We start from the raw sequence: 25069 nt of genomic DNA, 5'->3' as shown, positions 1-25069 counted from the left end.
TCTCTCCAGCGAGTGGTGGTGCGGGGCGGGCGTGGGGGCGGGTGTCGCGGGGTCAGCGCAGGGCGGTGGCGGCGGCCACCGCCGGGGCGTTGAAGCTCATCAGGGCGGTCCGGCCGTGCTCCACCCGGATCTCGTTGAGCGCGCCGTTGTGCAACTGGGGGAAGACCCGGCGGTAGTCGGCGAGCGGGATGCCCAGCAGGTGGCAGAGCAGGACCCGCAGAAGGGTGGAGTGGGCGACGACGAGCACGCGGCCGTCGGGCTGGTCGCGGGCGATGTCGGCCAGGCAGGCGGCGGCGCGTTCGGCGGCCTGCCGGGGGTGCTCGCCGTCGGGCAGGTGGCCGGCGACCGGGTCGGCGAGGAAGTCGGCCAGCCGGCCGGGAAAGCGCTGGCGCATCTCGTCGCGGGTCAGGCCCTCGCCCTGGCCGAAGTCGAGCTCGTAGAGGCGGTCGTCGATGCGGGGGATGAGGCCGCAGGCGTCGGCGGCGGGCACGGCGGTGAGGTGGGCGCGCGAGAGCGGGGAGCTCCAGACGGCGGTGAGGCCGGCGGTGGCGGCCCAGGCGGCGAGCGCCCCGGCCTGCTCGCGGCCGCGCTCGGTCAGCGCCACGTCGGTGCGCCCGGCGTAGCGGTTCTCCGCGTGCCAGACGGTCTCGCCGTGGCGTACGAGGATGAAGTCGGTCACTGCGCGGCCCTCCTGCGGGCGTGGTCGGCGACGGCCTGGTCGAGCCAGCCGCGGCGGGTGAGTTCGTCGGTGAAGCGGAGGTAGGCGGGGGTGTAGCGGGCGGTGCGCTCCGGTGCGGGCCGGATCTCCTCGCGGACGCGGACCATCGCGGCGGCGGCCTGCTGGAGGCCGGTACCGGAGGAGGTCGCGGCGAGGACGGCCATGCCGAGGGCGCCCTCGGCCTGTTCGGGCAGGCGTACCGGGCGGCCGAGGACGTCGGCGCGCAGTTGGCACCAGTAGGCGTTGCGGGCGCCGCCGCCGGTGAGGGTGAGCGGCCCGTCGACGGGGGCGCCGAGATGGTCGAGGTAGTCGAGGCAGAGCCGCTCCAGGCAGGCCACGCCGAGCAGGTAGGCGTGGAACTCGGCGGCGCGGGTGGGGGCGTGGCCCAGGAGGAAGGGCTCGGCGTCGGGGGCGCGGAAGGGGAAGCGTTCGCCGCCGGTGGAGACCAGGGGGTAGGCGACGGCGTCCGCGTCGAGGGCGGCGGCCTGGCGGGTGAGGGCGTCGAGGTCCTCGCCGGGGAAGTGCCGGGCGAGGGCGCCCGCGCCGCTGCCGGACGCGCCGCCCGGCAGCCAGTCGCCGTCCGGTCCGCGGTGGCAGTAGACGACGCCGGCCGGGTCGCGGACCAGGTGGGGGCTGCTGCCCTTGAGGACGAGCGTGGTGCCGAGTACGGAGTTCCAGGCGCCCGGGGCGAGGGCGCCGGCGCCGATCTGGGCGGCGCAGCCGTCGGTCATGCCGGCGACGACGGTGGTGCCCCGGGGGATGCCGGTGGCGTCGGCGGCGCCCGCGCAGACGGTGCCGAGCACGCTGCCGGGCCGTACGACGTCGGGCAACAGCCTGTCGGGAACGCCCAGTTCGGCCATCACCTCGCGCGGCCAGCGTTCCTCCACGAGGTGGTAGCCGGTCTTGAGGGCGTGGCTGGCGTCGCTGGGTACCTGGTGCCCGGTCAGCCGCCAGGTGATCAGGTCGACCTGGTGCAGCAGCCGCGCCCCGGCCGGCGGGCCGTCGTTGGCCGCGTGGTCCAGGAGCCAGCGGAGTTTGGGCAGTGCCCAGGACGGCTGCATGCTGCGGTAGCCCAGCTCCCGCCAGACGGCTCCCCCGGCCTCGTTGACGGCCGCGGCCTGGCCGGCGGCGCGCCCGTCGTCGTACATCAGGCCCGGGGTGAGCGGGGTGCCTTCGGCGTCGGCGAGCAGGATGGTCCCGGAGGTGCCGTCCACCGCCAGTCCGCGGACGCGGCGGGGGTCGAGTCCGGCCAGGGCTTCCCGGCAGGCGGCGGACAGGGCGGTCCACCACTGTTCGGGGTCCTGTTCATGGCGTTTGCCGTCGCGCCGGCTGGTCAGCGGGCGGGCGGCGGTGGCCAGGACCTGGCCGGTGCCGTCGACGGCGACGCAGCGGGCGCTCTGGGTGCCGAGGTCGAGGCCGAGCCAGATGCCGTCGAGGGTGGTGGCGGTGTCGCGGGCGTCAGACACGGTGGCCTCCGGCGGCGGGGGTGGCGGGGGTCGCGCAGAGGTGGGCGGCGGATTCGGGCGTCCGCGGGTCGCCCGCTTCCGGCTCCGCGGGCGCCCCGGCCGGCCCCGCCGTGCCGCTCCCCCGCCAGACGGCGCCGCCCCGCCAGCCGGCCTCGCGGGCGAGGGCCCGCCGGCCGAGGAAGTCGTCGTAGAGCGCGGTGTAGAACTGGGCGCGTTCCGGGTCGGGATCCCAACTGCGCTGCATCCGGACGTACTTGGCGGCCGCGGTGTGCATGCTGGTCTCGGCGCCGGAGCGGACCAGGCCGGTGAGGAAGGCGCCCTTGGCGCCCAGTTCGGTGTCGCCGGAGCGGGCGGTCGGCACGCCTGTCGCGTCGGCGATCAGCGCGCACCACGCGTCGCTGTTCGCGCCGCCGCCGCACAGCCGCAGTTCGGTGATGTCCGTGCGGGCGGCGGCGAGTGAGTCCCGCAGGACGAGGGAGAGCCCGTCGAAGACGGCGCGGGCCATGTCGGCGCGCGAGTGCTCCAGGGACAGGCCCCAGAAGGAGCCGCGGGCGGCCGGGTCGAGGAACGGCGCGCGCTCGCCCGCCGGGGAGAGGTAGGGCAGGAACAGCAGGCCGTGGGCGCCCGGCTCCGACCGGAAGGCCAGCTCCGCCAGCTCCGGGGGGCCGGCCACGTCCAGGGTGCGCGCCGCCCAGCAGAGCACCTCGGCCCCGTTGAGGGTGGGGAAGGCGCGCAGCACCCGTTCGCGGCCGCGATAGGCGATGTTGACGCCGGCCGGTTCGCCGCCGGTGTCGATCTCGGTCCGGACGATTTCGGTGCACAGGGTGGTGCCGAGGATGGCGCACGCCTGGCCGGGGTTGACCACGCCGACACCGCGGGCGGTGGAGGCGATGTCGTACGGGGCCATCACGACGGGCAGTCCGGCGGGCAGGCCCAGTTGCCCGGCGGCCTCCCCGGTGATCTCGGCGATCCGCTCCGACTCCCCCAGCACGGTCGGCAGCAGCCGGGCGTACGCGCCGAGGCCGAACAGGTCGAGGATGTACGGGTCGTAGTCGCCGGTGGCGTGGTCGAGGAAGGGCGCGGAGGCGTCGGATTCGTCGGTGGCGCGCACTCCGGTCAGGCGCAGGAAGAGCCAGCCGGCGGCGGTGAGGCAGGTGGTGGAGCGGGCCAGGCGGTCCGGGTCGTGGGCGGCGAGCCAGGCGAAGAGGGCGTTGGGCATGCCGGCGCAGGTGAGGGAGCCGTTGCGGCGGAAGGCGGCTTCGAGAATGCCCTCGCGCTGCCAGGCGGTGAGCAGTTCCCCGGCCCGCCCGTCGGACCACAAGAGGGCGGGGCCGGTGGGGCGGCCGCGGTCGTCGACGAGCCAGGCGCCGTCGCCCTGGGCGGTGAAGGACACCAGCCAGACGGGGTCGGTCAGCTCGGTCAGGACGCTGCGGACGGTGAAGACGACGGCGTTCCAGACCGCCTCCATGTCCTGCTCCGCCCAGCCGGGGTGCGGCCGATGGACCTCGGTGGCCTGCCGGGACACGGCGATCTCGGTGCCCTGGTCGTCGAAGACGACCGACTTGATCACCGTGGTGCCGACGTCGATGGTCAGTACGGACATCAGTGGGGTCCTTTCACGCCGGGGCCGGGGCCGCGGTGGGCGCGTTGTCCTCGGGGGCCTCGCCGCGCCGCGCGCCGGCGCCGTCCGCGTCCGCCGGCGTCTCCCGCTCGTCGGGCAGCTTCAGGAAGAAGGCGAGCACGGTGCTCACCGCGTACATCCCGGCGAAGATCCAGACGACCCCTTCGACGCCGAGCGGCCCGACGAAGGCGGCGACGACGGCGGGACCGACGAAGGTGCTGGCGCCCGCGCCGAGGTTGAGCGCGGCCAGCGCCTGACCCTTGTGCCGCGGCTCCAGGGAAGGCACCAGGGCCGAAAGCGGTACATACCCCGCCAGCGTAGCTCCGTAGAAGGCGGCGACCACCAGGGCGAGCGGGAAGTCGGCGCCCGCGGCGGTGGGGACGTAGTACAGCAGGAGGGTGCTCAGGGTGCAGCCGGCGCCGCCGAACCAGGCGATGGTGCGCCGCCAGCCGAACCGGTCGCCGATCACGCCGAACAGCAGGTTGGCGAAGATGTTGGTGGCGAACATCGCGCTGAGCAGGTGCAGCCACTGCGTGAGGCTGAAGCCGACGGTTCTGGTGAAGTGCAGCGGCATGATCACGAAGAAGCCGAACTGCGAGGCGGTGTTGATGACCCGGACGGCGGAGCCGACGCCCACCCGCGGATTGCGCCACAAGATGGTGAGGCTGCCGACGAGTGTGGCGAGCGGGCCCTCGCCGTCGGGCACCGCCCGCTTGGCGCCCCGCTCGTCCCGTACGAGCAGCAGGGCGATCAGGCCGCCCGCGGCCACCAGGGCCAGCGCCGCCCACAGGGTGGCGTAGGAACCGATCCGCGGGATGAGGCCGCTGGCGACGAGGGAGCCGAGCGTGGGCAGGCCGCCGGTGAAGGCGAACCAGAACCATCCCATGGCCGTGCCGAGCCGGGCGCGGGGGGCGACGCCGGCGATCCAGACCAGGAATCCGTAGGCGAACAGCGGATAGCCCAGGCCGCGCAGTCCGTAGGCCGTCATCATCAGCGGGTAGCTGGTCGTGGGGAGGGCCACGACCAGGAAGAGAAGCTGGAAGACCCCCCAGATGCCCAGGCCGGCCCACATGACGCGGCGCGGGCCCCACAGGTCGGACAGGACGCCGGAGAGCCAGGCGGCGACGCCGGCCGCGATTCCGTAGACGGTGAACAGCAGGGCGACCCGGGGCTCGGAGAGGCCCTGGTCGCCGAGGTACGGCGAGAGGTAGCCGGATTCGACCCCATCTCCGATCATGAACAGGAGGAGCCCGAGGTATCCCCAGGCGAGGGTCGGCGGTATGCCCAGTCGTGTGATCAGCGAACGCGGAGGAGTGTTCGTCATCGAAGCTCCCCTTTCTGGGGGGCGGCCCGGTGGGATGGACGAGGTGATGGAATCCCTGGGCCGAAAGGGCAGTCAATGGCGGTCGTATTCTTCGCATCGGGGCGGCGACCTGCCGTGTTGCGTCGCGACGGAGCCGGGCGCGGACGTCGCTCCCGCCGCTCGCGGTACGTTAATTCCGTGCGAACATAACGCGGCTGTTCACGCCGCGCCGCGTGCCCGACGCGGCAGGATGTCCGAGGGAGCGGTGCCATGGACCGGGTAGAGGCCCAGGAGGAACGGCGGCGGAACATGCGCGACGCCGTCATCGCCCGCGGGTTCGTGCGCACCGCGGACCTCGCCGCGGAATTCGACGTCAGTCTGATGACCGCGCACCGCGATCTGGACGCGCTCCAGGCGCAGGGCTGGCTGCGCAAGGTGCGGGGCGGGGCGACGGGGCTGCCCTCGGCGCAGTTCCACGGCAGCGTCGCCGAACGCATGACGACCATGGCGCAGACCAAGCAGTTGCTCGCGCGGGCCGCCGCGACGCTGCTCGTCCCCGGGCAGACGGTGCTGCTCGACGACAGCACCACGTGTCTGCTGCTGGCGCACCAGGTCGCCGAGCACACCCCGCTGACGGTGATCACCAACTCGCTCCCGGCGATCACCACCCTGGCCAAGGAGCCCGGGATCTCCCTGATCACCCTGGGCGGCGCCTACTTCCCCGCCTACGACGCCTTCATGGGCCTGCACACCGCGGACGCGGTGCGGGCCTTTCGCGCCGATGTGCTGTTCCTTTCCACCACGGCCGTCACCAACGGCCGCTGCTACCACACCTCGCCGGAGACGGTGCAGGTCAAGCGGGCGATGATGGAGAGCGCGGCGCGCAGTGTGCTGGTCGCCGACCACACCAAGTTCACCAAGGACGGGCTGTACGCGCTGGCGCCGCTGACCGCCTTCGACCTCTTGATCGTCGACGACGGGCTGGCGGCGGAGCAGGTCCGGGCGGTGCGGGCGGGCGGCACCGAGGTGATGGTGGTGCCCGGCCGCGGCTGAGCGGCGGCGGGCGGGGGCCCGGCTGCGAGGTCCCGCCCGGCCCCTGGTGGCGGGCCGGTCAGGCGGCGTTCGTGCGCAGCGTCAGATCCCACTTCGCCAGGGCCTCGCCGACCGGCTGGAAGATGGTGAGGGTCTCGTCGTCGTCGGCGTCGTCGCAGGTGGTGGTGCCTCCGCCGGAGTGCAGCCCGACCGCCTTGGGCGTGCCGGGCTGCGTGACGTAGGAGCCGCCCGAATCGCCGGGCGCGGAGCAGGCGTCGGTGTAGGACAGGCCCTCGACGACCGTGCTGCCGTAGTCGACGGTCTGGTCGGTCCGGGTGATCTCGCCGCAGTGCCAGCCGCTGCTCTGCCCGGAGCGGCACACGGACATGCCCACCACGCCCTCCGTGAACCCCGTGACGGCGACGGGCGCACCGCCCCGGCCCGCCACGTTCGGGCTCAGCGTCCAGCCCGGCTGGTCGACGCCGACCAGGCCGAAGTCGCCCTCGGCGCCGTTGACGCTGTGCCGACCGCCCTCGTTGGAGGTGCCGACCCGGCTGCCGTCCTTGCCGAACGCGGCCTGGTCGGGCGTGTGGGTGCAGTGGCCGGCCGTCAGGAAGCCCTGGTAGCCGGCGGCGCCGGTCACCGAGAAGCCGATGGAGCAGATGCCGTCCCGGCCCGGCATCCACTTCTCGCCGCCCACGATCTCCCCGCCCTGCTGGCGCGGCGAGCCCTTCCCGCGCTCCACCCGCAGGGGGATGCCGGCGCGCGCCGCCAGACCCGCCGCGGTCCGCTCGAAGGCATCGGTGCGAGCGGTCCGGGCCGTCCGGTCGACGCGGATCACCACGCCGTTGGTCCGCTCGTCCACGCCCCAGCCGGTCACTCCCGGCACGCCGTCACCGGCCCGCTCCGCGATCTGCCGCACCAGTGCGGTGAGCTCGGCCCGTCTGTGCGGAACCGTTCTGGGCAGCGCGCCGGCCCGTCGTACGCGCTCCGCGTCGCCGGCGCCGGTCACCGCGACGACGAGCTTGCCGGTCGCCTTGTCGAACCACATTCCGGCGGGCGGCGCGCTGAGCGCCCGGCGCACCGCGACGGCCGTACGCTGCGCCTCGGCCTCCTGCGCGAGGCGGACGCGCGCCTGGCCCGGCGTCAGCCGCAGGTCGCGGCGCATCGCGTCGAGCATGCCGCGCGGCGAGGGCTGGGGCGCCGGATCGTCGGGCCGCGGCGCGGCCTGCGCCGGGCTGAGCGGGATGACGGCCGCCAGGACGGCGGTCACGGTCACGCCCCAGAGAGCGGCCTTACGGGTGCGGCGTCGCATCGGGGGATCTCCTCGCGGGGTCGAGTGCACGTCGGATCCGGCGTGTCGAGCCTGCTCGACCCCGCCGCGTACGGCTCGGCGGAGATCTCCCGCATCATGGCCTGATGAGCCCCGCCCCCGACCCCCAACTCCCCCTCGGCCACGGCCCGGACCCGCTCGGGCATCTGCCTCCGGCCCTGCGCGACGTCCCCTACTCAGGCGCCCGCCATCCGGGAGCGGGCGCACCTGAATGCCCGTCACCCGACGGGGCGCCGCGGGACACCGGTGCCCACGCCGTCGGCGACCTCCGCGCGGGCGCGAACTGCCAGCTCTACGCCTACGCCGTGCTGGCCCATTTCGGCCTGCGGGTACCGCCGTTGCGCTCGGCCGAGCTGTGGGCGGACACCCTCGCCACGCGGCGCGCCGGAGAGCCGCGGCCGCTGGACCTGGTGCTGTTCGACGGCGGGCCGGTCACCGGGCGCCCGCCCGGGTACGGCGCGCACGTCGGCGTCCACGTGGGCCCGGACACGGTGCTGCACCTGTGCCGGGAGGCGGGCCGCCCGGCACTGTGGCGGTACGCCGACTTCGCGGCCCGCCCCCGTTACGCGCGTTTCCTGGGCGCCAAGCGGGTCAGGGACGCGGACGGCGCCCCGGGGACGGCCCTCTAGGCGAAACCGCCGTCCGGGCGGGATTCCCGCGCGGCCTCAGAAGCCGCCGCCGTCACCGCCGAAACCGCCACCGTCTCCGAAGCCGCCACCGTCTCCGAAGCCGCCGCCGTCACCGAAGCCGCCGCCGAAGTCGTCGGAGTTGAAGTCGGAACCGGAGTAGTCGCCGCCCTCGGCGCCGGTGGGGCCGCCCATGTCGGAGGCGTAGGCGTGGGAGGACAGCATCATGTTGCCGAGCATGGTGCCCACCAGGAGGCCGGGGAGCATGCCGCCGCCGAAGTAGCCGCCGGCCCAGGGGCCGTAGGCGGGGCCCGCCTCCCAGTAGGGGCGGTCACCGTAGGGGGTCCGGACCGTGCGGGCCATCGGCTCCAGGCCCTCTTCGAGGCGGGTCTTGTCCGCGGCGCAGACCGGTACGGTGCGCTCGGCGCCGCCGGCCGGCGCCCACTGCGCGTCCGCGACGGACGGGCCGTGCCGCGGGTCGAAGAAGCAGGGCTTGCGGCGTTCGGGCACCGGCCGGCCCTCGCGCCGCGCGGCCAGCGTGGCGAGCGAGAACCGGCCGTCCTCCAGCGCCTCGGTCACGGCCCGTACGTCGCCGGGGTGCTCGGCCGTCGCCATCACCGACTTGGCGTTCTCGTAGGCGTCCAGCGCGTGGGCGTAGTCGGCGCGCATCGCCTCGTCCGCGCCCGGCTCGCCGGGGTCGAAGTCGAGGCGGTCCAGCTCCTCGCCGAAGGCGGTGATGTCCTCGTCGACGACGACCCGCAGGTCCTCCAGCGCGGCGCGCTCCTCCTCGGCCCGCCTGCGGCGGTTGCGGCGGGCGATGGCGTAGACGCCGCCGCCGCCCACGACGACCAGCGCGCCGAGACCGATCGCGGCACCGGTGCTGATGCCCACCTCGCCCGAGCCGCCCCAGGCGGCGGGGGCGTGCCCGTCGGCCTGCGCGGCGGCCGTGTCGACGAAGCTGTTCAGGCGTTCGCCGACCGTGGGGTAATGGGAGCGTTCGACCGCTCCGACGAGATTCCGCACGGCGTTCTGGGACATCACCCGGGAGTCGGCGCCGGCGTTGAAGCCGTCGCCCAGCTCGACGGCGTAGACACCGCTGATGCCGACCTTGGCGCGCAGGTCCCGCAGCACGGTCTTGGGCGGGTACTCGGCGGCCTGCGGCAGCACCGCGACGAAGACCGGCTTGCCGGCGTCCTTGATCTTCTCGGCGAGCGCGTCCGCGTCCGCGGCGGAGAACTTGTCCGAGGCGCGCGGATCGACGTAGACGGGTCCCGCCTTCAGGGCGGCCGCGGCCTCGTCGAGTCCGCCGACCGCACGGGCGCCGGGCGCCAGCGCGGTGACCACCACCAGCAGGGCGGCCACCATGAGCAGCACCGGGCCGAACAGCACGCGACGCGTTGCGGTTGTCATACGTACGACGCTACCGGAACCCGGACTTTCAGGACATCACCGGGCGCAGGACCAGTTCGCCGGGAGGTTGTCACGCGGGCGCTGTCCATCCAGGTGATCGGGCCGCGCGTCATTTTTGATGATCATGGTGACCGGGGATGTTCCGGAATCCTTCCATCCCCCAGGAAACGAGGACCCGATGCGCAGGGCCGTTTCGAAGGTCACCTCGGTGGCCATCGCCGCCGCCAGTGTCTCCATCGGTTGCATGGTGGTGCTCCTGATCGCCCCCTCGCACGGCGGCGCCCCGCAGACCGGCCCGCCGGCCGCCGGGGCCTTCGCCGCCACCGCCGGTCAGCCGGGGCCTCCGGGCCACGCCGCCCGGGCGGCCGGTGCCGCCCTCGGCGCGGGGGCGCCACCCGTCGCCGGTGCCGGCGACAGGCCCGCGCCCGTGCCGGCCCGCGAGGGCCGGATCGAGGTGACGACTCCCCCGCCGGGTCTCACCTTCCGGGTGAACGGCAGTTTCCCGGTGGCCTGGCGGAACTCGACGGGCGAGAACGTGAACGTGTGGCTGATCGCGGGCGCGGACACCACCCATCCGCAGCGGCTCGCGCTGGTCGCGCCGCGCGCGGGCAGCCGGCCGGACGGCGAGGCCCTGGTCAGGCTCCCCCGGGTGCCGTCCGGCCCCGGCTACAAGCTGGAGGTCACCACGGCGGACGGCTACCCGAACGCCTACTCCACCACCTTCGGCGTGACCGGCTGAGCGGTCGACGCCGAGCTGGTGAGCGGTTGAGCGGCCGACCGCCGAGCAGTGGACCGGCCTCCCTTGGGCCCGGAAGGGCTACGGCGCCTCCAGCCCCACCAGGCCCGCCAGTGCCGCCCGGTGCCGCCCCGGGGTGCCGAGAGCGGTCGCGGTGGTCTTGGCGCGCTTGAGGAACAGATGGGCGGGGTGTTCCCAGGTCATGCCGAGGCCGCCGTGCAGTTGTACGCACTCCTCGGCGGCGTGGACCGCGACGGGCGCGCAGTACGCCTGGGCGACGGCCACCGCGACCGCCGTGTCCGGGCTGTCGGTGGCCAGCGCGTCGGCGGCGTTGCGGGCGGCCGCGCGCGCCGAGGCGACTTCCAGCCAGAGGGCGGCCATCCGGTGCTTGAGTGCCTGGAAGGAGCCCACCGGCCGGCCGAACTGGGTGCGCTCGGCGGTGTAGCGGACGGTTTCGGTCAGGCACCACTCGGCGACGCCGAGCTGTTCGGAGGCGAGCAGTCCGGCGCCGGTCAGCAGCGCGCGTTCGACCGCCGCCCGGGCCCGCTCGCCGGTGGCCAGGAGGCTGCCGCGGGCGCCGTCGAGGGTGACGTGGCCGAGGGGCCGGGTGAGGTCGAGCGAGGTGACCGGCTCGGTGCGCACCCCGTCGGCCGCGGCCTGGAGCGCGTACAGCGCCGGGCCGTCGGGACCCTGGGCCGGCACGAGGAAGGTGTGCGCCGCCGCGGCGTCGGCGACGGAGGTGACCCGGCCGGTCAGGGTGCCGTCGGCCGCGGCCCGTACAGAGGCGTGCGCCGCCCCGCCGGGCGCGGTGGGCAGCGGCAGGGCCAGGACGCCCACGGCCGAGCCGTCGGCGAGCGCGGCGAGCAGCGTGGCGACCGCCGCCTGATCCGGGTCGCAGCCGAGCAGGGCCGTCACCGCGAGGACGGCACTGGTCAGGTAGGGGACGGGGGCGACCGAGCGGCCCAGTTCCTCCAGGACGACGGCGGCCTCGCGGGCGCTCGCGCCCTGCCCGCCGAGCTTCTCGGGCACCAGCAGGCCCGCCGTGCCGATGTCGGTGGCGAGCGCGCGCCACAGGCCGGGGTCGTAGGGGGTGCCGGAGTCCAGGGCGGCGATCACGGTGGCGGGCGCGGCGCGGTCGGTGAGCAGCGCGCGTACGGCGGCGCGCAGCGCGTCCTCGTCCTCGGAGTAGAGGAGGTCCGGGTCGGGCGCGGGGGTCGGGGCGGTCATCGGGGGAGGTCCTTCCACGCGACGTCCTTGTCGGTGCGCGGCTCGGACGGCAGCCCCAGCACGCGTTCGGCGACGATGTTGAGCAGCACTTCCGAGGTGCCTCCTTCGATGGAGTTCCCCTTGGCGCGCAGATAGCGGTAGCCGGCCTGCCGCCCGGTGAAGTCGACGCCTTCGGGGCGGCGCAGCGTCCAGTCGTCGTAGCGCAGCCCGTCCTCGGCGAGGAACTCCACCTCCCAGCCGCTGATCTCCTGGGCGAGGCGGGCGAAGGCCAGCTTCATGCCCGAACCCTCCGGTCCCGGCTGGCCCTTGGTGAGCTGCTGGCGCAGCCGCTCCCCGGTGAGCCGGGCGACCTCGGCCTCCACCCACAGCTTCAGCAGCCGCTGGTGCAGGTCGTGGGTGCGCAGGTCGGGGCGCTCGCGCCAGTCGGCGGCGGCTACGCCGATCATGCCGCCCTCGCGCGGGATGCGGGCGCCGCCGATGGCGACCCGCTCGTTCATCAAGGTGGTCTGCGCGACCCGCCAGCCCTCGCCGACCTCGCCGAGGCGGTGGGTGTCGGGAATGCGCACGCCGGTCAGGAAGACCTCGTTGAACTCGGCCTCGCCGGTGATCTGCCGCAGCGGACGGACGTCGACGCCGGGGTCGGTCATGTCGCAGACGAAGTAGCTGATGCCGCGGTGTTTGGGCAGGCCGGGGTCGGTGCGGGCGATGAGGATGGCCCAGCGGGCCTGGTGGGCGCTGGAGGTCCAGACCTTCTGACCGTCGACGACCCATGTCCCCTCGCCGTCGCGTACCGCGCGGGTCGCGAGGGCGGCGAGGTCGGAGCCGGCGCCGGGTTCGCTGAAGAGCTGGCACCACACCTCCTCGCCGGTCCACAGGGGGCGCAGAAAGCGCTGTTTCTGCTCGTCGGTGCCGTAACGCAGGACGGTGGGGGCGGCCATGCCGAGGCCGATGCCGATGCGTCCGGGGTCGTTGCCGGGCGCGCCGGCGGCCTCCAGTTCGGCGTCCACGACGGCCTGGAGGGCGCGCGGGGCGTCCAGGCCGCCGAGTCCGGCGGGGAAGTGGACCCAGGCCAGTCCCGCGTCGAAGCGGGCGCGCAGGAAGTCCAGCCGCGCGGTGGTGGCCGGGGGGTGGGCGGCGAGCAGTTCGGCGGTGCGCCGGCGCAGGTCGCGTGCGTCGGGCGCGGGGGCTTCGGTCATCGTGCCGCCTCCATCCCGGGAAGGACGACGAGTCGGCCGGTGGAGGCGCCGTCGGCGACGCGCTGTACGGCCTCGGCGGCCTCCTCCAGAGGCACCCGGCCGCCGATCAGCGGTGCGATGGCGCCCTGTGCGGCGAGTTTGGTGAGTTCGTCGTGGCAGGCGTCCACGGCGGCCGGGTCCTTGGTGTTGTACAGGCCCCAATGCAGGCCCAGGATGGCGTAGTTCTTCACCAGGGCGTGGTTGAGGGCGGGGGTGGGGATGGTGCCGCCGGCGAAGCCGACGACGACGATCCGGCCTTCGAAGGCGACGCATTTGGCGGACTGGGTGTACGCGTCGCCGCCCACCGGGTCGTAGACGACGTCCGCGCCGCGGCCGCCGGTGGCCTCCTTGACGCCGGCGATGATGTCGTCGGTGCGCCGGTCGAGGACCACGTCGCAGCCCAGTTCGCGGGCGACGCGGGCCTTGTCCGCGCCGCCGGCCACGCCGATGACGCGGGCGCCGGCGGCCTTGCCGAGCTGGACGGCGGCGCTGCCGACGCCGCCGGCCGCGGCGTGCACCAGCAGGGTTTCCCCGGGCTGGAGGCGGGCCCGGCGGTGCAGCCCGAACCAGCCCGTCTGGTAGCCGATGTGCAGGGCGGCGGCCTCGGCGTCGTCGAGTGCCTCGGGGGCCGGGCGCACGGTGGCCGCGTCGGCGACCGCGAGTTCGGCGAAGCCCCCGTGGGGCAGCGGCGGCTGCGCGAGGACGCGCGCGCCGACCTCGCCGGCCGCGCCCTCCCCCACGGCGAGGATCTCCCCGCAGATCTCGACGCCCGGTGTGAACGGCAGCGGCGGGCGCACCTGGTACCGGCCGCGGCACAGCAGCGCGTCCGGGAAGTTGATGTCGGCGGCCCGTACCCGCAGCAGCAGTTGCCCCGGTCCCGCCTGGGGGTCGGGCACCTCTTCCAGCCGCATCACCTCACGCGGCTCGCCGTTCGCGTGTACGCGCCATGCCTTCACCTGGTGCCTCCACAGACCTCGGATACGCGGGTGGCGCGGGGAGCACGGCCGACCGCGGCGGCTCCCTCGCCTCCGGCATACTAAGCGGTCGGTATCCTCTGTGGGAACAGTCTCCGGCATACCGCGGTGGGATCGCCCGCCCCGGCGGCCCCGCGGCTACTCGCCGCGGAGCGCGGACCAGAACTCCGGGTCCTCGAATCCGAGCGCCCACAGCCCGGTGCCCCGCACCCCGTACTTCCGCAGCAGGGGCAGGTGTTCGCGGACCCCGCGCGCGTCCTGGTACCACACCTCGTGGTCCCGGCCCGCCTCGCGGTAGGTGAAGTGCGGGGTGCCCGAGACGGTGTCGAAGCGGTAGGCGGCGCCCTTCCGCTCGCGCAGCGCCTCGGCCTCCTTCCATGTCAGATGGCCGGCGCGGGCCTTGCTGCCCTTCGTCCAGTCCCAGCCGTAGCCGGGGAACGCCACCTCGATCTTCTTCTTCGGGACGGTGGCGGTGGCGTAGCCCAGGAACTCCTCGTACCAGTCCTTCGCGGACAGCGGTCCGGCCTTGCCGCCCGCCCAGTGCAGGTCGTAGCCCATGATCCGGACGCGGTCGGCGACCTTGCCCAGGTGCGCGTAGTCGAACGCGTCGCCCGATCCGCGGGCGTGCGCCATCACCGTGACCACGCACTGCTTGCGCAGGCCGTGCAGCCGCTCGCACAGGTCGCTGGTGAGGGCGTTGTAGCCGGTCCTGACGCGGGCGCGGGCGGCCCGGTCGCCGGTCACGGCCATGCGCTCGTAGTCCAGGTCGAGGCCGTCGTACGGCCGGCTCCCGACCGTCCTGATCAGCGCGTCCACGTGCGCGGCCCGGCGACCGGGGTCGTGCATCAGCGCGGCCATCTCGTCGGCGGCGAGGGTCTCGGTCACGGTGGGCACGACGTTGACGCCCGCGTCGTGCAGGCCGTCGATGACGCGGCGCCCGCCCGCCCCCTCGTGCCCCTTGACGGTGGTGGCCGACGCCTCGTACCAGAAGGGGCTGACGGTGTGGAGCTGGTCGGCGTGGTCCAGCGCGTCCTGGTAGGCGGCTTCGGTGTCGCCCCAGTACGGCAGCCAGGCGGAGACGGTGCCGTCCCCGCCGACGTCGGCACGGTCACCGGGGGCCGGGGCGGACGCGGCGACGGCACCGGGTGCGGTGACCGCGGTGGCCGCCGGCGTCACGGAGGCGGCGAGCGCCAGGGCGGCCAACAACGCGAGCCCGGACCGGATCCGGGATATCGATGCGTGGTCCATTCCCCGAGCCTGGCCCGTCGCCGACCGGCGCGCCCGGCCGACTGCGCCGAACGGAGGCAGGCCCGTGCGGCGCCCGGGGCGGGGCCGTTGGGCCGTAAGAGTGACGCGAGCTGACGATGCGTCAGGCCAGGCTCGCGGTGACCGTTTCTAGGTGCGCCCGGCCCGCTCCTGGGCGTCCCTCATGGCCTCCGACGGGACGGCCCACCGGGCGCGCAGGACGGGAAAGCCGGCCTGTTCGCAGGCGTCGCAGACGAGTTCGTCGTCATCGACCACCCGGCGCACCTCGCGGCCGCGGGCGAGGCGCCGCAGGATCTCCAGCTTGGTCCGGCGGGCGGGGCGGCGGTCGTCGTTCGGGCGCATCCACAGGCGGCCCTCGGGCAGGCCGTGCCGGGCGAGCCAGGCGAGGGTGTCGCGGCGGCAGCGTTCGGGGCGGCCGGTGAGGTAGACGACCTCGCACTCCTCGGCGCTCTCCAGAACCAGGGCCACGCCTTCGGCGAGCGGCGGGTCGTCGGGCGCCGCCGCGAAGAACGCGTCCCAGTCGCGCGGGGCGCGCTCCAGCAGATGCTGGCGGTGACGGGCGTCGGAGAGCGTGCCGTCCAGGTCGAAGACCGCCAGGGGGCGCGTGGTCATGCTGGTGCCGTCCTCGATTCGTCTCTGCCGGGTGTGCGTCTGCGCCGGGCTTCCTCGCGACCGGGCCGGCCGGCCGCCGGGCCCGGGGCGAGGTGATCGTACGCGACGGCGGTGCGCGGCCCCGGGCCCCCGGCGCCGTACCCCCCATGGGACGTCTCCCGTGGCGGCCCTCACCCGGACGGGCGCACCGCTCGGGCGCCGCCGCCGCCCGCCGCCGGACCGGCCGGCGGCGGCGGGAGACGCGCGGGAAGGCCGTCCGGCCGCCGGACGGGCGTCGCGGCACCGTCCCCCGGCCCCCCACCCCGGCCCGCCCGCTCGCCCGCCGGGCGGCCCGCACGGCGCCGTCATGACCGACGAGGCGCCCTTGAGACGGGCGCCCGCAGCCGCTTAGGTGGAAGGCGGCACTCCTGCCGCACCCGGAGAGGAGAGGGAAAACATGCCCGTACGGCCCGCGGTCACGGAAGCGGAACTAGAGGCTCACCTGCGCGGAATCTGCTTCAAGACCGGCCCGCCCCGCCGCATCGGGGTCGAGATCGAATGGCTCGTCCACGACGCGCGCAACCCCCGATGTCCGGTCGAACCGTCCCGGCTGCACGCCGCGGCCGCCACCCTGCGCACGCTGCCCCTCACCTCGCTTCTGACCTTCGAACCCGGCGGCCAGCTAGAGCTCAGCTCGCTGCCCGCCACCTCCCTCACCGCCTGCGTCGACTCCGTGGCGGCCGACCTCGCACTCGTCCGCCCCGCCATGCTGGACATGGGGCTGGGGATGGCCGGGCACGGCCACAACCCCTGGCATCCACCGCGCCGCGTGCTGCTGGATCCGCGCTACGACGCCATGGAGGCGTACTTCGACCGCTGGGGCGCCGCCGGCCGGTCCATGATGTGCGCCACCGCCTCCGTGCAGGTGTGCGTGGACGCGGGCCATGAGGAGCCCGGTCCCCTGGGGCTGGGCCGTCGCTGGCTGCTGGCCCATCTGCTGGGCGCCGTACTGTCCGCGGCGTTCGCCAATTCGCCGACCAGCGAGGGCTGCCCGACGGGCTACCGCACCACCCGCCAGGTCCTGTGGTCCCAGCTCGACCCGGACCGCACCCTCGCCCCGCCGCAGGGCCCCGACCCCCGCGCCGAGTGGGCCCGCTACGTCCTCGACGCGCCGGTGATGTGCCTCCGCGCCCAGGACGGGCCCTGGGACGCCCCCGAGGGCCTCACCTTCCGCGAGTGGATCCGCACCGGCGCACCCAGACCGCCCACGCGCGAGGATCTCGACTACCACGTCACCACCCTCTTCCCGCCGGTCCGGCCGCGCGGCCATCTGGAACTGCGGATGATCGACGCCCAGCCGGGCGATTCCGGCTGGATCGTGCCGCTGGCCGTCACCGCCGCGCTCTTCGACGACCCGGAGGCGGCGGAGCTGGCCTACCGCGTCGTCAAGCCCCTCGCGGAGACGGCCGGCGACCGGCCCCCGCCCCGCAACCCGCTGTGGCGGCGCGCCGCCCGCGCGGGGCTGACCGACCCGGAGCTGCACGCCGCGGCGGTGGCCTGCTTCGCCGCCGCGCGGGAGGCCCTGCCCCGGCTCGGCGCCTCCCTCGGCGTCCTCGCCGCCGTCGCGGATTTCACCGAGCGCTACGTGGCCCGCGGCCGCTGCCCCGCCGACGACCACCTCGACGCCCTGTACGCCGCGGACCCGGCCGCCGCCGCGGACCCGGCCCGCCCCGGCGACCCGCCCGACACCGCCGGCGGCGCGTCCACCCCCCGGAAGGACAGCCAGTGACCCCCGACCCCGAGTCGCTCCGGGAGCGCGCGGCCTCGGCGCTGCTCACCGCCCGCGACCGTACCCGTCTGCTCACCACCTGCGTCGACGAACCCGAACTCCTCGCCCAGCACTCCCCGCTGATGTCGCCGCTCGTGTGGGACCTGGCGCACATCGGCAACCAGGAGGAGCAGTGGCTGCTGCGCGCCGTCGGCGGCCGTGACGCGCTGCGCCCCGACATCGACTCCGTCTACGACGCCTTCGAGCACCCGCGCGCCGCCCGCCCCTCGCTGCCGCTGCTGGCCCCCGCCGAGGCGCACGGCTACGCCGCCGACGTCCGCGCCCGGGTGCTGGACATCCTGGAGCACACCCCGCTGCGCGGCGGTCCGCTGCTGGATTCCGGCTTCGCGTTCGGCATGATCGCGCAGCACGAGCAGCAGCACGACGAGACCATGCTCATCACCCACCAGCTACGCCGCGGCCCCGCGGCGCTCACCGCGCCCGAGCCGCCGGTCACCTCCGACGGCATCCTGCCGGCCGAGGTCCTGGTGCCCGGCGGGCCGTTCACGATGGGCACCTCCACCGAGCCGTGGGCGCTGGACAACGAGCGGCCCGCGCACCGCCGGCTGGTGCCGTCCTTCATGATCGACACGACGCCGGTGAGCAACGGCGCCTACCAGCGGTTCATCGACGACGGCGGCTACGACGACCCCCGCTGGTGGGCCGACGAGGGCTTCGCCCAGGTCCGCGAGCACCAACTGCGCGCCCCCCTGTTCTGGCGGCGCGAGGGCGGTCAGTGGCTGCGCCGGCGGTTCGGCGTGGTGGAGCCGGTGCCCGCCGACGAGCCGGTGCTGCACGTGAGCTGGTACGAGGCCGACGCCTACGCACGCTGGGCGGGCCGGCGGCTGCCGACGGAGGCCGAGTGGGAGAAGGCCGCCCGGCACGATCCGGCCGGCGGGCGGGCGCTGCGCTATCCGTGGGGCGACCAGGACCCGACGCCGGCGCACGCCAATCTGGGCCAGCGGCATCTGCGGCCGGCTCCCGTCGGCAGCTATCCGGACGGCGAATCGCCTCTGGGCGTACGGCAGTTGATCGGCGACGTGTGGGAGTGGACGGCGAGCGACTTCCTGCCGTACCCCGGCTTCGCCGCGTTCCCCTACCGGGAGTATTCGGAGGTGTTCTTCGGCGGCCCGTACAAGGTGCTGCGCGGCGGGTCCTTCGCCGTCGACCCGGTCGCCTGCCGGGGGACGTTCCGCAACTGGGACCTGCCGGTCCGGCGGCAGATCTTCTCCGGGTTCCGCACCGCCCGAGACGCCGACGGACTCGCCTGATGTGCCGTCATATCGCCTACCTGGGGCCGGAAGTGCCGTTCGGCGACGTCGTCCTCCGTCCGCCGGAGGGCCTGTACCGGCAGTCCTGGGCGCCGCGCCGCCAGGTGTACGGCACGGTCAACGCGGACGGTTTCGGGGTGGGGTGGTACGCACCGGGGGACCCGGTGCCCGCCCGCTACCGCAAGGCCGGGCCGATCTGGGCCGACGACCTGCTGCCGGACCTGGCGCGGGTGGTGCGCACCGGCGCGCTGCTGGCCGCCGTGCGCGATGCCACCGAAGCGGGGGCGGACGCCGAGGCCGCCGCCGCGCCGTTCGCCGCCGGCCGGTATCTGTTCAGCCACAACGGCGCCGTGACCGGCTGGCCCGGCTCGGTCTCCCCGCTGGCCGCCGCGCTGCCGGCGCAGGAGCTGCTGCGGTTGCAGGCCCGCTGCGACGCGGCGTTCCTGTGGGCGCTGGTGCAGCACCGGCTGGCGGACGGCGACGATCCGGGCGACGCGCTGGCCGGCACCGTCACGGCCGTCGCCGAGGCGGCGCCCGGCTCCCGGCTCAACTTCCTCCTGACCGACGGCACCACCATCGCCGCGACCACCTGGGGCGACACGCTCTTCCACCTGGCCCTGCCGGGAGACGGCATGGTGGTCGCCTCCGAACCCTACGACGATTCCCCCCACTGGACCGAGGTCCCCAACGGCACGCTGCTGCGCGCCACCCGCACCGACGTCCATCTCTCCCCGCTCAAGGAGCCCGCCGCGTGAGCCCCCTCAGCATCACCCGCACCCTCCCCGCCGACGCCACCGCGGCCGCGCTGCGCGCCGACGTCACCCAGGGCCTGACCCGCAGCCCCAAGCAACTGCCGCCCAAGTGGTTCTACGACGCCCGCGGCAGCGAACTGTTCGAGGAGATCACCTCACTGGCCGAGTACTACCCCACCCGCGCCGAGCGGGAGATCCTGCTCACCCGCGCCGACGAGATCGCCGCGGCCACCCGGGCCCGGACCCTCATCGAACTGGGGTCGGGCTCCTCGGAGAAGACCCGTCATCTCATCGGGGCGCTGACCGGCCTGGAGACCTATGTGCCGGTCGACGTCAGCGAATCGGCGCTCGCCGCGGCGGGCGAGGGGCTCCTCGCCGACCATCCCGACCTGACGGTGCACGCCCTGGTCGCCGACTTCCAGCGCGGCCTGACCCTGCCCGCCTCGCCCGGCCCCCGGCTGCTGGCCTTCCTCGGCGGCACCATCGGCAATCTGCTGCCCGGGGAGCGGTCCGCGTTCCTGCGCTCGGTGCGGGCGATGCTGTCGCCGGGCGACGCGCTGCTGCTGGGCACCGACCTGGTCAAGGACGAGGCGACCCTCGTCGCCGCGTACGACGACGCCCGGGGCGTGACGGCCCGGTTCAACAAGAACGTGCTCCACGTCATCAACCGCGAGCTGGGCGGCGACTTCGACCCCGAGGACTTCGCGCATGTCGCGCTGTGGGACGAGGAACGCGAGTGGATCGAGATGCGGTTGCGGGCCCGCAAGGAGCTGACCGTGAAGATCCCGGCGGTGGATCTGGCGGTGTCCTTCGCGGCGGGCGAGGAGGTGCGCACCGAGATCTCCGCGAAGTTCCGCAAGGAGGGGGTGCGCGCCGAACTGGCCGACTCGGGCTTTGAGTTGAGTCAGTGGTGGACGGACAGCGCGGACCGGTTCGCGCTGTCGCTGGCCGTCCGCGGCTGACCGGCGCCGGCTCCTGGGCGTCCGGTTCGCCCTGCCGGCCGGCGGATCTCGTCCGCGTCCGCCGGCCGGGTGCCGCGTCCGCCGTTCGTGTGATTCGATGCCGCGGTCCCGGGCGCCCTGTCAGAACACCGGCGGGGCACCGGACGCGGACACCGACGCGACGGGCAGGGGTGGGGCGGCATGGAGCTGGACCGGCGGGGTTTCCTCAGGAGTGCGGCCGCGATGGCGGGCGCCGGGGTGCTGGCGGGCGCCGGGAGCGGGCGGTTCCCGGCCGGCGCGGCCGAGCGCCGGCCGGCGCCGCTGCCCACCGAGGACTGGATGGCGGGGCTCGGCGACGGCACCGCCCTGCGACGGCTGACGATCCCGGGCACGCATGATTCCGCCGCCCGCGTCGGCGGCCCCTGGGTCGCCTGCCAGAACACCGCGATCGACGCCCAACTCCTCGGCGGCATCCGCTTCCTGGACATCCGCTGCCGCGCCGTCGACGGCGTCTTCGCCCTCCACCACGGCGCCGTCTACCAGAACCTGATGTTCGGCGACGTGCTCAACGCGTGCCGGGCGTTTTTGGCGGCGCACCCGTCGGAGACGGTGCTGATGCGGCTCAAGCAGGAGTATTCGGAGGTCTCCGACCAGGAGTTCCGCCGGATCTTCGACATCTACCTGGACGACAAGGGCTACCGGTCGCTGTTCCGGCTCGACGGCGGCCTGCCGTCGCTGGGCGAGGCCCGCGGCAAGGTGGTGCTGCTGGCGGACTCCGGCGGTCTGCCGGGGGTCCGGTACGCCGATCCGGCGCTGTTCGACATCCAGGACGACTACGTGGCGGAGCCGTTCGCGAAGTATCCGAAGATCGAGGCGCAGTTCCGCGAGGCCGCCGCCGCACCGGGCGAACTGTTCGTCAACTACGTCAGCACCGCCGCCCTGCTGCCGCCCCGCTCGAGCGCCGACCGGCTCAATCCGCGGGTCAAGAGCCTGCTGGAGGGGTCGGAAGGGAGCGGCTGGCGGGGCCTTGGCATCGTGCCGATGGACTTTCCCCAGGAATCCGGGCTGACCCGGACGCTGATCCGGCACAACCCGGTGGCGTAGGGCGCCTCTCGGCAGCGGCATCGGATGCCGACCCCGCCCGCGTACAGCAGACTGGTGCGAAATGTCTGTTCCGGTGTCCGTCCGGCCGTCCGACGGCAGGGCACCGGCCGATGCGACGAGGCGGCAGTCTGGTGAAGACGAGCGAACGCGGACCGGCCCCGGCGGGGGACGCGGGCGGCACGGACCGGGCCCCGGCGCCACGGCGGCGCCGGGGCGGGCCGCGCCGCGCCGTCGCCACGCTCCGCGCGCGTCCGGCGCTCGTGCTGTTCGTCCTGGTCGTGGCCGGCACGGCGCTGGCGTTGCGGGCCGCACCGGCCGATCCGTACCTGGCCACCGGAGACGCCACCAGAGGGACGTACGCACCGGACCGGGCGGCCGGTGACGCGGCCGCCGCGGCGGTGCTCGCCGGGCCGTACACCGAACGGCCGGGCCCGCCGGTGGCAGCCCGCGGCGGCGGCACACCGGCGCGGATGGCGGCCTCCCGGCCGAGGGTGGCGGCCCCGGCGGCCCCGGCGCCGCCGGTGGGCGCGCTGTTCTCCCCCGGCGACGACGAGGACCCGGTCCACCACTGCACCGCGAGCGTGGTCCATTCCCCCGCCCGGGACCTCCTCGTCACCGCGGCGCACTGCGTGCACGACGGCGGCTTCCGCGCCCGGCTGGTGTTCGCGCCGGGGCTGCACGACGGGGTCGTGCCGTACGGGCTGTGGGTGCCCACCCGGATCGATGTCGATCCGCGCTGGATCAGCGACCGGGACCCCGACCACGACGTGGCGTTCGTCCGGGTGCGCCGGTCCGGGCGGACGGACGACCGGATCGAGGACGTCACCGGCGCCGAACGCATCCGCTTCGACGCGCCGGCCGGGCGTCCGGCGCAACTGACCGGCTATCCCGACGACCAGGACCGGCCGGTCGGCTGCCGGCACACCGCCTACGCCCAGGGCCCCTCCCAACTCCGGTTTCCCTGCCCGGGTTTCCCGAACGGGACGAGCGGCGGCCCGCTGCTGACCGACCTCGATCCGGCCACCGGTACCGGTGCGCTGATCGGGGTGATCGGCGGGCTGGACGAGGGCGGTGACGACGAGACGTCCTACAGCAGCCGGTTCGGCGCGGACGTCGCCGCGCTCTACCGGCGGGCGACCTCCTAGGAGGCGTCCGTCGCGGCGCCGCGCGGCAGGACCTTCTGGAGCACGGACGGCAGCGGGTACCAGTCGGCGGTCGCGAAACTGGCGTGGGCGGCGGCCAGTTGGCGGACCCGGGCGAGCGCCTCGGCCTCGGTCGGCTTGGTGCCGTCGATCTGCGGTGCCACCTTGTGCGCGTCGGTCATCACCAGGAGGTAGTGGCGCCGGTCGTACCAGGCGGTGTCGATACGGCCGTTGAGATAGGTCGCGGCGTCGCCGTCGAAGGCCACGAACCAGGGGCGCAGGGCCGGGTCGGTGTAGCGCTCGCGGGGGTCCCCCGCGGCGGCGCCGTGCACGGCGGGGAAGGCCGTCGACTGCGCCAGGCGGCCGCCGGCGGCCAGGTTCTTGAGGTGGGTGGCGTACTCCACGTCCGTCCACAGCTTGTCGAGCGGGTTGTCCTCCTCGACGGTGCCGGGAATCAGCTCGATCAGGAACTTCCCCGCGAGGGCCGAGCGCGCCGGCCAGCCGCCGGCCCGCACCGCCTCGTCCGGGGTGGCGTGCGCGCCGGTCAGGTCGCCGGGGCCGTAGACCGCGTCGCCCAGCTCCCGGCGGACCAGCGTGTCGAACTCGGCGGGGCCACGGCCGCCCTTGGCGTTGAAGCCGTCCTTCATTTCGACCTTGACCCATATGGGACGGTGGCCGGGGTGGGCGTCGTGCCAGGCCCGCATATCGGACAGGCAGCCGCCGAAGTCCTGGTTACGGCTCTTGGCGCGCAGCTCGTCGGCGGTGGTGGCGTCGACGCAGTTGTTGTTGTTGCCGAGCGGGTTGCTGTGGGAGACCCGCCAGGACCTGCCGAAGCCGTTGGCCCAGACGTCGAGTTCGAGGAGCGCGGAGCCGGAGTCCAGCGCGTCGGCGAAGTAGGGGTACTTGTCCTTCTCGTAGGCGTTGTGCACGCCCACGGAGGTACTGGTGTCGTATGTCGTGGCGGCCGGTTCGGCACCCGCCGGCCCCGTCACCGCGATCACCGCCGCCGCCGCGACGGCCACCGTCCCCACGCACCGCGTCCTGTTCATGTGCCCGCTTTCCCCTTGGGTCCTCGGCCGTCCGGCCGCTCATCCGGTGGTCATCCGGTCGAGTGGGCAGCAGCGTACGGGAGTTGTCAGGGGTGGGGGTGAGGAGACGGGGGTAAAGGAGCAACGGAGGGTGCCTGAGCGGCGGTCACCAGTCGATGCGGTAGTCCGTCAGCCAGTCGGCGGCGCCCGCGCTGCCGCGTTCGGGGGGATCCTGACCGCCCGCCGGGGCCGGCGCGATGCGGCCGGCCATGCCGGCGCTGGCCGCGACGACCTTCTCCACCCGCTCCCGGCGCAGCGCCTCGTACGCGGCGAAGGCGCTCGGTGGATCCGGCTCGTCCCGCAGGCACCTGGCCAGGACGATGCCGTCCTCGATGGCCATGGAGGCGCCCTGGGCGGCGTTGGGCGCGGCGGCGTGCGCGGCGTCACCGAGGACGACCATGGTGTCGGTGTGCCAGGCCGGGAGGGTGGCGAGGTCGTGGGCGTGGGAGGCGATGACGCGGTCGCCGGTGGCGCGGACGAGGGCGGCGGCCGGGGTGGCGTCCTGGTCGAAGTGTGCCGCGACCCGGTCGCGCCACGCGTCGGGGGTGGCCGCGCCGGCGCCGTCCGGGGCGGTACCGGGGACGTTGGCGAACCACCAGACCTCGCCGTCGGGGGCGCGGGTGCAGCCGAAGAAGGCCCGGCTGCCGAAGATCATGGTGTAGGTGTCCGGCTCGGGCGCCGCCGCGGCGCTGGGGGTGTAGCCGCAGACGGTGGTCTGGCCGGTGGGGCGGGGGCGGGGCGCGGCCGGGTCGATCAGGGTGCGGGTGACGGAGTGCAGGCCGTCCGCGCCGATGAGCAGGTCCCCTTCGGCGCGGGTGCCGTCGGCGAAGACCGCCACCACCTTCGCCCCGCCCGCGGTGGGCACCCGTTCGGCTCCGACCAGGCGTTTGCCGTGCCGTACGGTCACCCCGCGGCGCGCGGCCTCGGCGTTCAGCACCTGGTGGAGCGTGGCCCGGCGCAGGGTGCGCGGGCCGAGGCCGGCGTCGCGCCCGGCGCCCGCGAGGGGCCGCTCGCCCAGCCGTTCGCCGCGGTCGCCGAGGAACGCCACGCGGTGGGCGGGGAAGGAGTGGTCCAGGACGGGGCCGTGCGCGTCGATCACCTTGAGGGCTTCCAGGCCGTTGGCGAAGACGAGGAGGAACGCGCCCGCCTCGTCCGCGCCGCCGGGGTATGCCTCGAAGATCTCGGCGTCGATTCCGGCCCGCTGCAGGGCCATCGCGGTGACGGCGCCCGCGATGCCGCCGCCGATGATGAGAGCTTTGGTCATGCCGTGGGTCCCCCCGGGTCGTGGGGGGGGGGGGGGAGGGGGGGGAAGGGGGGGGGGGGGGGGGGGGGGAAGGGGCGGTGGGGGGGGACGGGGGGGGAGGGGGGGCAGAGACGGGGGTGAGAGGGTGGGCAGCACGACCAA

At 74.8% G+C, this 25069-nt stretch carries 22 protein-coding genes; 9 read left to right on the top strand and 13 right to left on the bottom strand.

The genetic code is table 11. The features are described 5' to 3' along the window. Positions 1-52 precede the first annotated feature (52 nt). The 4 genes from ACZ45Z_RS02250 to ACZ45Z_RS02235 are packed head-to-tail and all read right to left on the bottom strand — an operon-like array spanning position 53 to position 5129. Entirely contained in the window at positions 53-679 is a 627-nt protein-coding gene (locus ACZ45Z_RS02250; RefSeq protein WP_468354625.1) for a histidine phosphatase family protein, read from the bottom strand. After that, positions 676-2184 carry an FGGY-family carbohydrate kinase gene (locus tag ACZ45Z_RS02245; protein ID WP_468354622.1) on the bottom strand — a complete coding sequence of 503 codons (1509 nt, stop codon included), beginning with the start codon at positions 2182-2184 and terminating at the stop codon, positions 676-678. The genes ACZ45Z_RS02250 and ACZ45Z_RS02245 overlap by 4 nt, the downstream gene beginning before the upstream one ends. Next, a complete protein-coding gene (locus tag ACZ45Z_RS02240; protein WP_468354619.1) occupies positions 2177-3787 on the bottom strand; it encodes an FGGY family carbohydrate kinase in 1611 nt (536 codons plus the stop codon). The genes ACZ45Z_RS02245 and ACZ45Z_RS02240 overlap by 8 nt, the downstream gene beginning before the upstream one ends. A 13-nt stretch (positions 3788-3800) precedes the next feature. Further along, positions 3801-5129 carry an MFS transporter gene (locus ACZ45Z_RS02235; protein WP_468354616.1) on the bottom strand — a complete coding sequence of 443 codons (1329 nt, stop codon included), beginning with the start codon at positions 5127-5129 and terminating at the stop codon, positions 3801-3803. A gap of 249 nt (positions 5130-5378) precedes the next feature. On the opposite strand from ACZ45Z_RS02235, the gene ACZ45Z_RS02230 reads away from it, so the two are divergent. Beyond that, positions 5379-6161 carry a DeoR/GlpR family DNA-binding transcription regulator gene (locus tag ACZ45Z_RS02230; protein WP_468354614.1) on the top strand — a complete coding sequence of 261 codons (783 nt, stop codon included), beginning with the start codon at positions 5379-5381 and terminating at the stop codon, positions 6159-6161. A gap of 58 nt (positions 6162-6219) precedes the next feature. On the opposite strand, the gene ACZ45Z_RS02225 is transcribed toward ACZ45Z_RS02230, so the two are convergent. Beyond that, positions 6220-7455, bottom strand: a complete 1236-nt coding sequence (locus ACZ45Z_RS02225; protein ID WP_468354612.1) for an alpha-lytic protease prodomain-containing protein — start codon at positions 7453-7455, stop codon at positions 6220-6222. Between the two features lie 104 nt (positions 7456-7559). On the opposite strand from ACZ45Z_RS02225, the gene ACZ45Z_RS02220 reads away from it, so the two are divergent. Further along, positions 7560-8102: a cell wall hydrolase gene (locus tag ACZ45Z_RS02220; RefSeq protein WP_468354610.1), complete on the top strand. Its 543-nt coding sequence runs from the start codon at positions 7560-7562 to the stop codon at positions 8100-8102. A gap of 36 nt (positions 8103-8138) precedes the next feature. On the opposite strand, the gene ACZ45Z_RS02215 is transcribed toward ACZ45Z_RS02220, so the two are convergent. Beyond that, on the bottom strand, positions 8139-9509 hold the full coding sequence (locus ACZ45Z_RS02215) for a hypothetical protein (RefSeq protein WP_468354607.1): 1371 nt from the start codon (positions 9507-9509) through the stop codon (positions 8139-8141). A gap of 178 nt (positions 9510-9687) precedes the next feature. Between ACZ45Z_RS02215 and ACZ45Z_RS02210 the strand changes: the two genes are divergently transcribed. Continuing rightward, on the top strand, positions 9688-10248 hold the full coding sequence (locus ACZ45Z_RS02210) for a Ser-Thr-rich GPI-anchored membrane family protein (RefSeq protein WP_468354604.1): 561 nt from the start codon (positions 9688-9690) through the stop codon (positions 10246-10248). A 78-nt stretch (positions 10249-10326) separates the two neighbouring features. On the opposite strand, the gene ACZ45Z_RS02205 is transcribed toward ACZ45Z_RS02210, so the two are convergent. The 5 genes from ACZ45Z_RS02205 to ACZ45Z_RS02185 form a co-directional block, all read right to left on the bottom strand. Continuing rightward, the gene (locus tag ACZ45Z_RS02205) at positions 10327-11472 is read right to left on the bottom strand and encodes an acyl-CoA dehydrogenase family protein (RefSeq protein ID WP_468354601.1); all 1146 of its coding nucleotides are present in this window, start codon (positions 11470-11472) and stop codon (positions 10327-10329) included. Next, positions 11469-12668 carry an acyl-CoA dehydrogenase family protein gene (locus ACZ45Z_RS02200; RefSeq protein WP_468354598.1) on the bottom strand — a complete coding sequence of 400 codons (1200 nt, stop codon included), beginning with the start codon at positions 12666-12668 and terminating at the stop codon, positions 11469-11471. Before ACZ45Z_RS02200 ends, ACZ45Z_RS02205 begins: the two co-directional genes overlap by 4 nt. After that, entirely contained in the window at positions 12665-13663 is a 999-nt protein-coding gene (locus tag ACZ45Z_RS02195; protein WP_468354595.1) for an NADPH:quinone oxidoreductase family protein, read from the bottom strand. The genes ACZ45Z_RS02200 and ACZ45Z_RS02195 overlap by 4 nt, the downstream gene beginning before the upstream one ends. Before the next feature lie 156 nt (positions 13664-13819). Continuing rightward, on the bottom strand, positions 13820-14929 hold the full coding sequence (locus ACZ45Z_RS02190) for a glycosyl hydrolase family 18 protein (protein ID WP_468354592.1): 1110 nt from the start codon (positions 14927-14929) through the stop codon (positions 13820-13822). A 147-nt stretch (positions 14930-15076) separates the two neighbouring features. Continuing rightward, entirely contained in the window at positions 15077-15559 is a 483-nt protein-coding gene (locus ACZ45Z_RS02185; RefSeq protein WP_468354589.1) for a phosphatase domain-containing protein, read from the bottom strand. Between the two features lie 436 nt (positions 15560-15995). Between ACZ45Z_RS02185 and egtA the strand changes: the two genes are divergently transcribed. From egtA to ACZ45Z_RS02155, 6 genes are all read left to right on the top strand, one after another. After that, positions 15996-17327 carry an ergothioneine biosynthesis glutamate--cysteine ligase EgtA gene (gene egtA / locus ACZ45Z_RS02180; RefSeq protein WP_468354586.1) on the top strand — a complete coding sequence of 444 codons (1332 nt, stop codon included), beginning with the start codon at positions 15996-15998 and terminating at the stop codon, positions 17325-17327. Then, the gene (gene egtB, locus ACZ45Z_RS02175; protein WP_468354584.1) at positions 17324-18637 is read left to right on the top strand and encodes an ergothioneine biosynthesis protein EgtB; all 1314 of its coding nucleotides are present in this window, start codon (positions 17324-17326) and stop codon (positions 18635-18637) included. The genes egtA and egtB overlap by 4 nt, the downstream gene beginning before the upstream one ends. Then, positions 18637-19392, top strand: coding sequence for an ergothioneine biosynthesis protein EgtC (gene egtC, locus ACZ45Z_RS02170; protein ID WP_468354581.1), 756 nt, complete (start codon positions 18637-18639; stop codon positions 19390-19392). The genes egtB and egtC overlap by 1 nt, the downstream gene beginning before the upstream one ends. Further along, positions 19389-20351, top strand: a complete 963-nt coding sequence (egtD, locus tag ACZ45Z_RS02165) for an L-histidine N(alpha)-methyltransferase (protein ID WP_468354578.1) — start codon at positions 19389-19391, stop codon at positions 20349-20351. Before egtC ends, egtD begins: the two co-directional genes overlap by 4 nt. A 180-nt stretch (positions 20352-20531) precedes the next feature. Then, the gene (locus ACZ45Z_RS02160; protein WP_468354576.1) at positions 20532-21434 is read left to right on the top strand and encodes a phosphatidylinositol-specific phospholipase C; all 903 of its coding nucleotides are present in this window, start codon (positions 20532-20534) and stop codon (positions 21432-21434) included. A 131-nt stretch (positions 21435-21565) separates the two neighbouring features. Beyond that, a complete protein-coding gene (locus ACZ45Z_RS02155) occupies positions 21566-22579 on the top strand; it encodes a trypsin-like serine peptidase (RefSeq protein ID WP_468354573.1) in 1014 nt (337 codons plus the stop codon). Here ACZ45Z_RS02155 and ACZ45Z_RS02150 read toward each other — a convergent pair. Both ACZ45Z_RS02150 and ACZ45Z_RS02145 read right to left on the bottom strand, forming a co-directional pair. Then, the gene (locus ACZ45Z_RS02150) at positions 22576-23625 is read right to left on the bottom strand and encodes a phosphatidylinositol-specific phospholipase C domain-containing protein (RefSeq protein WP_468354571.1); all 1050 of its coding nucleotides are present in this window, start codon (positions 23623-23625) and stop codon (positions 22576-22578) included. The two genes, ACZ45Z_RS02155 and ACZ45Z_RS02150, sit on opposite strands and share 4 nt — an antisense overlap. Positions 23626-23770: 145 nt before the next feature. Further along, positions 23771-24928 (bottom strand): FAD-dependent monooxygenase, encoded by a 1158-nt coding sequence (locus ACZ45Z_RS02145; RefSeq protein WP_468354568.1) that lies wholly within the window; start codon positions 24926-24928, stop codon positions 23771-23773. Between the last annotated feature and the right edge of the window lie 141 nt (positions 24929-25069).

This window comes from Streptomyces sp. NPDC031210 (assembly GCF_055570395.1).
The sequence above is the reverse complement of the archived record's forward strand: the minus strand, read 5'-3'. Positions and strand labels throughout refer to the sequence as shown.

Excerpts from the sequence above, each read along its gene's own strand:
- ACZ45Z_RS02185 (WP_468354589.1), bottom strand. The coding sequence starts at position 15,559 with ATGACCACGCGCCCCCTGGCGGTCTTCGACCTGGACGGCACGCTCTCC.
- ACZ45Z_RS02235 (WP_468354616.1), bottom strand. The coding sequence starts at position 5,129 with ATGACGAACACTCCTCCGCGTTCGCTGATCACACGACTGGGCATACCG.
- ACZ45Z_RS02215 (WP_468354607.1), bottom strand. The coding sequence starts at position 9,509 with ATGACAACCGCAACGCGTCGCGTGCTGTTCGGCCCGGTGCTGCTCATG.
- ACZ45Z_RS02145 (WP_468354568.1), bottom strand. The coding sequence starts at position 24,928 with ATGACCAAAGCTCTCATCATCGGCGGCGGCATCGCGGGCGCCGTCACC.
- ACZ45Z_RS02200 (WP_468354598.1), bottom strand. The coding sequence starts at position 12,668 with ATGACCGAAGCCCCCGCGCCCGACGCACGCGACCTGCGCCGGCGCACC.
- ACZ45Z_RS02190 (WP_468354592.1), bottom strand. The coding sequence starts at position 14,929 with ATGGACCACGCATCGATATCCCGGATCCGGTCCGGGCTCGCGTTGTTG.
- ACZ45Z_RS02230 (WP_468354614.1), top strand. The coding sequence starts at position 5,379 with ATGGACCGGGTAGAGGCCCAGGAGGAACGGCGGCGGAACATGCGCGAC.
- ACZ45Z_RS02160 (WP_468354576.1), top strand. The coding sequence starts at position 20,532 with ATGGAGCTGGACCGGCGGGGTTTCCTCAGGAGTGCGGCCGCGATGGCG.
- ACZ45Z_RS02150 (WP_468354571.1), bottom strand. The coding sequence starts at position 23,625 with ATGAACAGGACGCGGTGCGTGGGGACGGTGGCCGTCGCGGCGGCGGCG.
- ACZ45Z_RS02240 (WP_468354619.1), bottom strand. The coding sequence starts at position 3,787 with ATGTCCGTACTGACCATCGACGTCGGCACCACGGTGATCAAGTCGGTC.
- egtC (WP_468354581.1), top strand. The coding sequence starts at position 18,637 with ATGTGCCGTCATATCGCCTACCTGGGGCCGGAAGTGCCGTTCGGCGAC.
- ACZ45Z_RS02205 (WP_468354601.1), bottom strand. The coding sequence starts at position 11,472 with ATGACCGCCCCGACCCCCGCGCCCGACCCGGACCTCCTCTACTCCGAG.
- ACZ45Z_RS02210 (WP_468354604.1), top strand. The coding sequence starts at position 9,688 with ATGCGCAGGGCCGTTTCGAAGGTCACCTCGGTGGCCATCGCCGCCGCC.
- ACZ45Z_RS02220 (WP_468354610.1), top strand. The coding sequence starts at position 7,560 with ATGAGCCCCGCCCCCGACCCCCAACTCCCCCTCGGCCACGGCCCGGAC.
- egtA (WP_468354586.1), top strand. The coding sequence starts at position 15,996 with ATGCCCGTACGGCCCGCGGTCACGGAAGCGGAACTAGAGGCTCACCTG.
- ACZ45Z_RS02225 (WP_468354612.1), bottom strand. The coding sequence starts at position 7,455 with ATGCGACGCCGCACCCGTAAGGCCGCTCTCTGGGGCGTGACCGTGACC.